This window comes from Actinosynnema sp. NPDC059335 (assembly GCF_042752395.1).
Taxonomy (GTDB): domain Bacteria; phylum Actinomycetota; class Actinomycetes; order Mycobacteriales; family Pseudonocardiaceae; genus Actinosynnema.
This window is the reverse complement of sequence record NZ_JBHYXZ010000063.1, coordinates 36,026-45,708: the sequence shown is the minus strand read 5'-3', so window position 1 is coordinate 45,708 and position 9,683 is coordinate 36,026. Positions and strand designations below refer to the sequence as shown.

The 9,683-nt window shown below is 72.5% G+C and carries 7 protein-coding genes and 1 pseudogene; 1 reads left to right on the top strand and 7 read right to left on the bottom strand.

Annotation, left to right across the window (positions count from 1 at the left end):
- Positions 1-71 precede the first annotated feature (71 nt).
- Positions 72-1,466, bottom strand: a complete 1,395-nt coding sequence (locus ACFXGA_RS20745) for an NAD(P)H-hydrate dehydratase (RefSeq protein ID WP_378090221.1) — start codon at positions 1,464-1,466, stop codon at positions 72-74.
- Between the two features lie 15 nt (positions 1,467-1,481).
- Positions 1,482-3,344 carry a glutamine--fructose-6-phosphate transaminase (isomerizing) gene (glmS, locus tag ACFXGA_RS20740; RefSeq protein WP_378090219.1) on the bottom strand — a complete coding sequence of 621 codons (1,863 nt, stop codon included), beginning with the start codon at positions 3,342-3,344 and terminating at the stop codon, positions 1,482-1,484.
- 134 nt (positions 3,345-3,478) lie between these two features.
- Between glmS and ACFXGA_RS20735 the strand changes: the two genes are divergently transcribed.
- The gene (locus ACFXGA_RS20735; RefSeq protein ID WP_378090217.1) at positions 3,479-4,294 is read left to right on the top strand and encodes a dienelactone hydrolase family protein; all 816 of its coding nucleotides are present in this window, start codon (positions 3,479-3,481) and stop codon (positions 4,292-4,294) included.
- A 498-nt stretch (positions 4,295-4,792) separates the two neighbouring features.
- Here the strand turns inward: ACFXGA_RS20735 and ACFXGA_RS20730 are convergent, their stop codons facing one another.
- From ACFXGA_RS20730 to ACFXGA_RS20710, 5 genes and pseudogenes are all read right to left on the bottom strand, one after another.
- On the bottom strand, positions 4,793-5,254 hold the full coding sequence (locus ACFXGA_RS20730) for a hypothetical protein (protein WP_378090215.1): 462 nt from the start codon (positions 5,252-5,254) through the stop codon (positions 4,793-4,795).
- Positions 5,251-8,136, bottom strand: a complete 2,886-nt coding sequence (locus tag ACFXGA_RS20725; protein WP_378090213.1) for a WXG100 family type VII secretion target — start codon at positions 8,134-8,136, stop codon at positions 5,251-5,253. The genes ACFXGA_RS20730 and ACFXGA_RS20725 overlap by 4 nt, the downstream gene beginning before the upstream one ends.
- Entirely contained in the window at positions 8,136-8,438 is a 303-nt protein-coding gene (locus ACFXGA_RS20720) for a hypothetical protein (RefSeq protein ID WP_378090211.1), read from the bottom strand. The genes ACFXGA_RS20725 and ACFXGA_RS20720 overlap by 1 nt, the downstream gene beginning before the upstream one ends.
- Positions 8,439-8,607: 169 nt before the next feature.
- Complete coding sequence (locus ACFXGA_RS20715; RefSeq protein ID WP_378090209.1) at positions 8,608-8,958, bottom strand: hypothetical protein; 351 nt, start codon at positions 8,956-8,958, stop codon at positions 8,608-8,610.
- Positions 8,959-8,983: 25 nt separating this feature from the next.
- Positions 8,984-9,565: pseudogene (locus ACFXGA_RS20710) on the bottom strand (phosphoglucosamine mutase); the annotation flags it as partial.
- Positions 9,566-9,683: the final 118 nt, after the last annotated feature.

Here is a 9,683-nt window from a genome sequence, read left to right as displayed (position 1 = left end):
GGCACCTGAGCGTTCAACTCGGGTGTTCCGAACGTAGGACACGCGTGACGCGAACGTAGGACACGCGGGGGTTAGAGCGGGCGGACGGCGCGGATGGCGTCGGGGATCGCGGCCAACAGGGAGGTGGCCGGGATCGGCGCGCCGTCGGCGGCCAGGTCGGCCGCGAGGACGTGCACCTTCGCGGCGCAGCCGGCGGCCAGCACCGGGTCGAGGCCGGCGGCGAGCAGCGAGCCCAGCACCCCGGACAGCACGTCCCCGGAACCGGCGGTCGCGGCCCACGACGACCGCGCCCGGTTGACCAGCACCCGTCCGTCCGGCCCGGCGACGACGGTGGCGTGCCCCTTCAGCAGCACGACGGCGTTGAACCGCTCCGCCGCCTTCCGCGCGGCCGTCACCCGATCAGGGCCGACCGGCCCGGCCAACCGCTCGTACTCGCGGTCGTGCGGCGTCAGCACCAACGGCGTGTCGGGGTCGCGCGCGTCCCACAGGTCCGGGTTGTTGGCCAGCATGGTGATCGCGTCGGCGTCCGCGCACACCGGCACGCCCGCCTCCAGCACCGTCCGCAGGACGGCCTCCGACCCGAGCCCGGTGCCCAAGCCCGGCCCCACGACCCACGCCTGCACGCGGCCCGCGTCCGTGATCGACCCGGTGCAGATCGCCTCCGGCCACCGCGCCCGCACGGGCTCCGCCGCCGCACCGGCGTACCGCACCAGGCCCGACGTGGCCAGCAACGCCGCACCGGTCGCCAGCACCGCCGCGCCGGGGTAGGTCGCCGAACCGGCCGCGATGCCCGTCACGCCCTGCGTGTACTTGTCGTCCTCGGCCCCCGGCACCGGCCACGCCGCGCCGACGTCGTCCACGTCCAGCTCGACCAGGTCCGGCCCGTGCAGCTCGCCGGCCAGCCCGATGTCGACCAGCCGCACGTCCCCGCAGTCGGCCAGCGCGTGCACGGGCTTGAGGCAGCCGAACGTCACGGTGGTGTGCGCGCGCACCGCCGGTCCGGAGATCGCGCCCGTGTCGGGGTCGATGCCGCTGGGCAGGTCCACCGACAGCACGGGCGCGTCGAGGTGCGCCACGTGCTCGGCGGCGTCCGGGCGCAACGGGCCGCGCGCGGACAGCCCCACGATCCCGTCGATCACCAGGTCGACGTCGCGCAGGCGGTCGACCACCCGACCGCCGACGCGACGGAACGCAGCCAAGCCCTCCGCGTGCACGCGATCAGGCGACAGCAGGACAGCGGACACAGCCACGCCGCGTTTGCGCAGGTAGTACCCCGCCCACAGCGCGTCACCACCGTTGTTGCCCGCGCCGACGAGCAGGCCGACCCGACGCCTCCCGGCCAGCAGCTCCGCCGCGACGACCGCCACGCCGAACGCCGCCCGGCGCATCAGCGCGCCGGCCGGCACGACCGCCATGACGCGCTCTTCCGCCGCCCTGACCCGATCCGTCGTCCACAGACCCCGCATGGGGCCAAGCCTGCCCTACTCGACCGTGACGGACTTGGCGAGGTTGCGCGGCTTGTCCACGTCGTAACCGCGGCTGCGGGCGATCTCCGCGGCCAGCACCTGCAGCGGCACGGTGGAGATCAACGGCTGGAGCAGCGTCGACACCGCCGGCACCTCGATCAGGTGATCCGCGAACGGGCGAACCGTCTCGTCACCCTCTTCAGCGATCACGATCGTGCGCGCACCCCGTGCCTGGATCTCCGAGATGTTCGACACGAGCTTCGAGTGCAGCACCGCCCGGCCCTTCGGCGACGGCATCACCACGACCACCGGCAGGTCCTCCTCGATCAACGCGATCGGACCGTGCTTCAGCTCGCCCGCCGCGAAGCCCTCGGCGTGCATGTAGGCCAGTTCCTTGAGCTTCAACGCGCCTTCGAGCGCCACCGGGTAGCCGACGTGGCGGCCGAGGAACAGCACCGCCTTCGAGTCGGCCAGCTCGCGGCCGAGGGCGCGGACCTGCTCGACCGTGCCCAACACCTTCTGCACGGCGTCCGGCATGGCCTCGAGCTGGTGGAACTCCTGCGCCACCTCGTCGGGGTACTTCGTGCCGCGGGCCTGCGCCAGCGCCAGGCCGACCAGGTAGTTCGCCGCGATCTGGGCGAGGAACGCCTTGGTCGAGGCGACGCCGATCTCCGGGCCAGCGTGCGTGTAGAGCACGGCGTCGGACTCGCGCGGGATCTGCGCGCCGTTGGTGTTGCACACCGCCAGCACGCGCGCCTTCTGCGACCGTGCGTGCCGGACAGCCTCCAACGTGTCAGCGGTTTCACCTGACTGGGAGACGGCGACGACGAGCGTGTCCCGGTCCAGCACGGGGTCGCGGTAGCGGAACTCGCTGGCCAACTCGACCTCGACGGGCAGTCGCGTCCAGTGCTCGATGGCGTACTTGGCGACCAGGCCGGAGTGGTAGGCCGAGCCGCAGGCGACGACGAAGACCTTGTCCACGTCGCGCAGGTCCTGGTCGGACAGGCGCTGCTCGTCCAGCACGACGCGGCCGTCGCGGAAGTGGCCGCGCAGCGTGTTGGCCAGCGCCTCCGGCTGCTCCTCGATCTCCTTGAGCATGAAGTACTCGTGGCCGCCCTTCTCGGCGGCCGACAGGTCCCAGTTGACCGTGAACGGCTTGGCCTGCGCGTCCGCGCCGTCGAAGTCGGTGACGCGGTAGCCCTCGCGGTCGATGACCACGACCTGGTCCTGGCCGAGCTCGACGGCCTCGCGGGTGTGCTCGATGAACGCGGACACGTCGCTGGCGACGAACGTCTCGCCGTCGCCGACGCCCACTACCAGCGGTGACGACCGGCGTGCGGCGACGACCACGTCCGGGTGATCGGCGTGGGTGACGACGAGCGTGAACGCGCCTTCCAGGCGGCGCACGACCGAGCGGACGCTCGCCACCAGGTCGCCCTTGGTGTCGCCGTCGTCGTACGCGCGGGCGATGAGGTGCGCGGTGGTCTCGGTGTCGGTGTCGCTGGCCATCTCGACGCCGTCGGCTTCGAGTTCGGCGCGCAGGGCGGCGAAGTTCTCGATGATGCCGTTGTGGACGACGGCGACCCGGCCGGTGACGTCGCGGTGCGGGTGCGAGTTGCGGTCGATCGGCGCGCCGTGGGTCGCCCAGCGGGTGTGGCCCATGCCGGCGGTGCCCGTGAAGGCGTCGCGCCCGACCTCGTCGAGGCGGGCCTCCAGGTTCGTCAGGCGGCCGGCCTTGCGTTCGACGGCCAGGCCGCCGTCACCGTCGAGGACCGCGACGCCGGCCGAGTCGTAGCCCCGGTACTCGAGCCGCCGCAGCCCGTCGAGCACGACGTCGAGCGCCGACCTGTGTCCCACATATCCCACGATTCCGCACACGCCGCACAGCGTAACTAGACCAGGGCCGCTGTTCGAACGGGCCACTTCCCCGCGTTTCCGCTGGTGGGCACGGGAATTGGTGTAGACCAATCGGAGCGTGCGCGGCGCGACCTCGATCGACTACCGTTCGCGTGGTGAGCGGCTACTCGGCGAAGCAGGTGCTCGACCAGCTCAGCAGGCCCGGTGAGCACACCGTGTTGCGCGGCGATCTGGCGCTGGTCGGCCTACCGGGCCTGGTCTACACCCCCGCGACCGGGCTGGGACTGCCCGCCGTGGCGTTCGGCCACGGCTGGTTGCAGCCGGTCAACCGCTATCGCGCCCTGCTCCGGCACCTGGCGTCCTGGGGTTTCGTGGCCGCCGCGCCGGGGACCCAGCGCGGGCCGCTGATGTCGTCGCGGCTGCTGGCAGGGAACCTGCGGACGACCCTCGACGTGTGCACCGGCGTGCGACTGGGCGACGGCGCGATCAGCGTCGACCCGTCCCGGCTCGCGGTGGCCGGCCACTCGATGGGCGGCGGCGCGGCGGTGCTCGCGGCGGCGGACGACCCGCGCGTGCGGGCGGTCGTGACGTTGGCCGCATCGGAGACCCGGCCGTCCGCGCTCGACGCGGCCCGACGGGTCACCGTGCCCGGCCTGCACCTGGCGGCCGGCGAGGACCGGATCGCGCCGCCGGTCGGTCACGCGGAGGCGATCGCCGAGGCATGGCAGGGGCCGGTGCAGCTGCGGTCGCTGCCGAAGGCCAGCCACCTGGGGTTCGCGGAGGGGCGGCACTGGAGCGAGCTGCTGCTCGACGGCAAGGGCGAGCGCGCGGCGCAGAGGCTGGCGCGGGCGCTGATGACGGCGTTCCTGCTGCGCACGCTGAAGGGCGAGAAGCAGTGGGACGCGCTGCTGGACGGCGACGTGCGGGGCGCCGTCCTGAGCTTCCAACGCGGCCCGCTGGTCCCGCGCTGACCCCAGCCCGGCGACCCCAGCCCGGCCGCGGGTTCGTCGGGCAAGCGCTTGCGCCACGTCGGCGGCGGGCTGGGCGGTGGCGGTCGGCAAGCCGGGGGTTCGGGCGGTCACGTGAGCCGGACCACGCCGGGCTGTCGTGCGCCGGGCCGGGCATGCGTCGGGCAGCGTCGGGCTGTCGTGTGTGCGAACTCATTGCGTCGTGTGCGCGAACCCGTTCCGTCGTGTGCCGGGGCGCCTCCCCGTGTGTTCGGGGGCGTCGCGTGCAAGGGCGGGCGAGTGTGGGGCTGCTGGCATGGTCCTGGTTCCTCCGACCCCTCGACGTCTGGCTGGTGGACCGGTGCCGGGTGGCGGGTCGTCGTGAGTGGTGGTCGCGACGGGGCCGTGGTTGGCGGGCGGTCCATATCAACCGAGGTGCGGTAACAGTGTTTCCGTACATTTTCGGGCGATGTTCGCCCGATCGTGTCGGTTGGCTGGTCGAGGGGCGGAGGTAGAGCCAGGTCAGGTCAGCCAGCTTTGGCCGCCGAAATCGTCGTCGTCGTCCACCGGGGTCGGGCGGCGGGGGGACGGGCGGGCCGCAGGCGGTGGTGGTGGCGGAGGTGGGGTGGTGACGGGGGTCGGGATGGGGGTGGTCGGCGGGGTCGGCGACCAGCCCGTGGTGAGCGGCGGTGGGGTTTCGTAGGTCGGCTCGTCGTCCTCCGCGCCGAACTTGTACTCGCCGCTCTTCTTCTCCGTCGCCGCCTTGGTGTTCCAGCCGCCGGCGGCCTTCTGGGCCTTCTCGGCCTCCTCCAGCCGCTCGACGATCTTCTGCGCGGTCTCCCCCTGCTTGGCGAAGCTGGCGCTCGCCTGCTCCTTCGCCTCACGGGTGCGGCGTTCGCGCAGCTCACGCCGGTCCGCGTGCTCCCGCGAGATCTGGTCCAAGCGGCTCATCGCCGCGGCCAGCCGCTCCGACGCGGCGCTCATCGGCCCTCCTCACCCAGCACGCCCTGGACCCGGCTGAGGCTGACGTCGTCGTCGAACAGCGACCCGGTCGTGCGCCACTGCCCCGGGCTGCTGCGCTCGTTGTCGCCGCCGCCACCCTGCTGACCCGCGCCGGCCATGCCGCCGCCCATCATCCCGCCGCCCATCATGCCGCCACCGACGGCCGAGCCGCCGGGCTGCCCCGCGACCTGGGAGTCCTGCATCGACGGCAACGTCGCGGAACCGGCCTGGCCCGCCTGGGACGCGTTCGTGTCCGACGCGAGGCCCTGGTCGGCGGAGTTGGTCGACGGGCTGTTCCACGTGTTGTCCCCGGCGGACGACGACCCGCCGCCCAGCACGGAGTCCGCGCTGTTGAAACCGGAACCGCTGCCCAGCACGGACGCGCCGGAGGTCGACGTGGTGCCCTCGGTGTTGTAGTGCGGGACGCCGCCGTCGAACTGGCCCGCGGGGGCGAAGCCCTGGAAGGCGGGCTGGCCCTGGAACGCCGGTTGGGACTGGAACGCCGGTTGCGCCTGGAACGACGAAGGCTCGGTGAAGCCGGCGCTGACCGGTGCGCCCGCGACGGTGCCCGCGGCGGGCATCGGGGCCGCCTGCGGCTCGGTGAAGCCGCCGACCGACGCGCCGCCGAAGCCCTGGCCGGCGGGGGCCGCTTGCGGTTCGGTGAAACCACCGGCGAAGCCCTGACCGGCGGGTGCCGCCTGGGGCTCGGTGAAACCACCCGCGAAGCCCTGACCGGCGGGCGCTGCCTGGGGCTCGGTGAAACCACCCGCGAAGCCCTGGCCCGCGGGTGCCGCCTGCGGCTCGGTGAAGCCGGCCACGGCCGGTTCGCCTCGGCCGATCAGGGTTTCCGCCTCGGCGGGCATCGTGGTCACGTCGCCCGGCACGTCGGCCGGCAGCGGCACGGCGTTGTCCAGGCCCGGGATGCCCGGCGTGCCGGTGTCGGCGGTGTCCTCGCCGAACTCCACGCCGTACTGCTCGGGCGTGCCGTCGCCGTTGTCCACAGTGAGGTTGATCTCACCGGTCAGCGGGTCCACCTCGGCGGTGATCGCCAGGCCGTCCAGCTCGATCAACGCCTTGCCGTCCGCGCCGGCCTCGATCGGGATCGCGCCGTTCGCGCCGCCCTCGCCCGGGCCGGCCACCCCGAACGCGGCCCCGCTCGCACCGGGCGTGCCGCCGGGCACGGCCGTGCCGGTGGTCGAGGTCGCGCCGGCCAACGCGCCCGCCAGCGCCGCCCCGCCGTTCTGGCCCATCAGGGCCTTCAGCGCGTCGGGGTTGTTGCTGAAGTCGACGTCGTAGGTCTTGGGCTCGCTCTGCGGCGTGTCGACGGTGATCTGCACGTGGCCGTTCTCGTCCGGCTCGGTGATCTTGATCTCGTTGTCGCCGCTCCTGATGGTGACGGTCTCGGGCGGCTCCTCCTCGCCCTTGAGCCCGTCGGGCTTGCCGTCGCCGTCCTGGTCGTCGGGCTTGCCGTCGCCGTCGAGGTCGTCGATCTTGCCGTCGCCGTCGGTGTCGCCGGGCAGCTTGATGTCGTCCGGCTTGCCGTCGCCGTCCTTGTCGAGCGGGTTCTCGGGCTTGGGCATCTCCGGCAGGGACGGCGAGCCTCCGCCACCGCCGGAACCGCTGCCGCCACCACCCGTGCCGCCACCGGTGCCACCGCCGCCACCTGTGCCACCGCCGGTGTCGCCACCCTTGTCGTCACCGCCCTTGTCGCCGCCTTCGTCGGAGGCGGGCGCGGGGAACGGGTTGTCGAACTCGGCCATGTAGTTGGCGAGCGTTTCCCACTGGGCGTCCACGGAGGACTTGGTCTCGGTGCAGCACGACTTGAACTGCTCGTAGAGCTGCCAGAACTCGCGGTTGAACGAGTCGCGGATCCACTTCTTGCACTGGTTGATCGCGTAGTCGCGGTTCTCGTCGTTCAGGCTGCAGTCGTCGGAGTGGATCCGGTCGGCGATGTTGCTGCCGGTCTTGGAGTCGACCCAGCCGGCGATTTCCAGGACGCGGTCCTTGGAGTAATCGCCCTCGCCGCGGGCGAACGACACGACCTTCTCCGCCATGAACGTGTCGGCCTGGCCGATCTGCTCCCGGTACATGCCGAGGACTTCGTCGGCCTTGCTCTTGACCAGGTCGTACACGTTGCGGACCGCGGAACGGGTGAGCTTGGCCGCGCCGTCGAACGCGTCCGCCAGCTCGGTGACCTTCGGCGCGATCTGCCCGGTGTAGTGCTCGTGGGACTTGGTGGCGGCCTGGCCCTCCCACTCCGCGTACAGGCCCTTGAGGTGGCCGTCCACCTCGGTGCGCATATCGTCGATCTTCGTCTTGGCGGCGCCGAACTCGTCGGCCTCCATGAGCAGCTTGTGGAAGTTGATGCCGCGCTGCTCGTCGTAGGGCTTCTGGATCTGCTCGGCGTAGTTGATCGCCGTGGTGTTGCCCAGGCAGTCGCCGGGCCGGTTGTTCCAGATGCCCTCGAACTTCTCGAACACCTTGAGCCCGGCCTTGCCCGCGTCGAGCAGCTCGTCGGAGAGCTTCACGCCCGAGCCGGACGCGGTGGGCGGCTGCGTGGAGTCCAGGTCGCGCCGGCCGTCCTCGACGGCCTTGGTCTGCTCCCGGCTGTTGTAGCTGTTGGACTCGCCCTCGGCCTTGGCCTCGTCGTAGCGGTTGCGCAGGCCGTTGTCGGCGGACGCGCCGTCGCCCCAGTCCCACAGGCTGGAGGTGTCGTAGCGGTCCTTGTAGGTGTTCGCCTCGTCGGGGATGTTCCACGGCGCGGTCTCGGACACGTAGGCGTGCATCAGCTCCGCCTTCTTGTCCTCCGACACGTTCGGGTCGTCGAGAACGGCCTTGACGTCGTTCCAGCTCGGATCGGCCATCAGTACTGGCTCCCCAGGTCGCCCGCGTTGGTGGATTCGACGTCGCCGTAGGTGCCGGCGCCGGACGCGATCTTCCCGGCGAACCCGCCGAGGACGCTCGCCATGTTCGCGATGCCCTTGCCGAAGTTGTCGATCCCCGCCTTGTAGCCGGTGAAGTGCTGCTGGTGCGCTTCGCCGAAATCGCGGGCGACCGTCTGCGTCTGGCCCACGTCCTTCAAGCCGTCGGCCGTCTCCTTCGCCGCATCGGAAATGCCCTTCGAGGCTTTTCGCATCGCCTCGGTACTGGTGCCGTAACCGGCCACGGCGCTCCACTCCCCTCCGTGGCGCTGAGGCCACGACCCAACTCGACGACTCGCCCGTTTCGACGTGACGCTTCGGCGTGCGGTTCCCATCGTGGCAGGCCGCCGGGCCGCCCGACGGCGGAACGGCGCTGGTCCTTGCAGGTGTAAACGGCGACGCGGGGCGTCGCCGTCACCGCGGCGGCGGAGGCGGCTGGTGGCCCGGGGGCGGCTGCTGCCCGTGCGGCGGCCGGCCCGGGCCGCCGGGGTACGGGCCGCCTTGGGGCGGCGGGTCGGGGTGGTGCCCGCCGGGGTACTGCTGACCGGGGTACTGCTGACCGGGGTACGCCTGGCCCGGGTACTGCTGACCGGGATACCCCTGGCCCGGGTACTGCTGACCCGGGTACTGGCCGGGGTGCTGCCCCGGGTGGGGGTGTTGCGCCTGCTTGCCGCCGGCCTTCTTCACCAGCACGACGACGCCCACGACGATGGCGGCCAGCACCACCGCGATGATCGCCAGCTCGACGAACCCGAAGTTGCCCATCCCCGACCCCCGAACGACTCGCCCGTCAGCGCACCGAGGAAACCACACCCGCGAGTCGCTGCGCCGCCGCTTCCGCCACTTCGTGGGTGGCGGCCTCGACCATCACGCGCACGAGCTGCTCGGTGCCGGACGGCCGCAGCAGCACCCGGCCGGTGTCGCCCAGCTCGGCCGACACGGCGGCGACCGCCTCGTTCACGGCCGCGTCCCTGGCCACCGCGGCCTTGTCGCCGACCACGACGTTGATCAGCACCTGGGGCAGGCGGCGCATGACGCCCGCCAGCTCGGCCAGGGGCTTGCCGGTCTCGGCCATCCGCGACATCAGGCGCAACGCGGTCAGCAGGCCGTCGCCGGTGGTGGCGTGCGCCGGGAGGATCACGTGGCCGGACTGCTCGCCGCCGAGCGCGAACCCGCCCGCGCGCAGCTCCTCCAGCACGTAGCGGTCGCCGACGGCGGTGGTCTTGAGGGAGATGCCGTGCTCGCGCATCGCCAGGTGCAGGCCCAGGTTGCTCATCACGGTGGCGACCAGGGTGTTGTCGGTCAGCTCGCCGGCTTCCTTCATGCCGAGCGCGAGCACCGCCATGACCTGGTCGCCGTCGAGGTCGTTGCCGTCGGCGTGGGGGGGGGGGGGGGCGCGGGGGGGGGGGGGGGCGGGGGGGGCCCCGCCGGCGCCGCGGCGGCAGGCCAGACGCGCGCCCCCAAATGGTGGGGGTTGGGTGGCTGACACA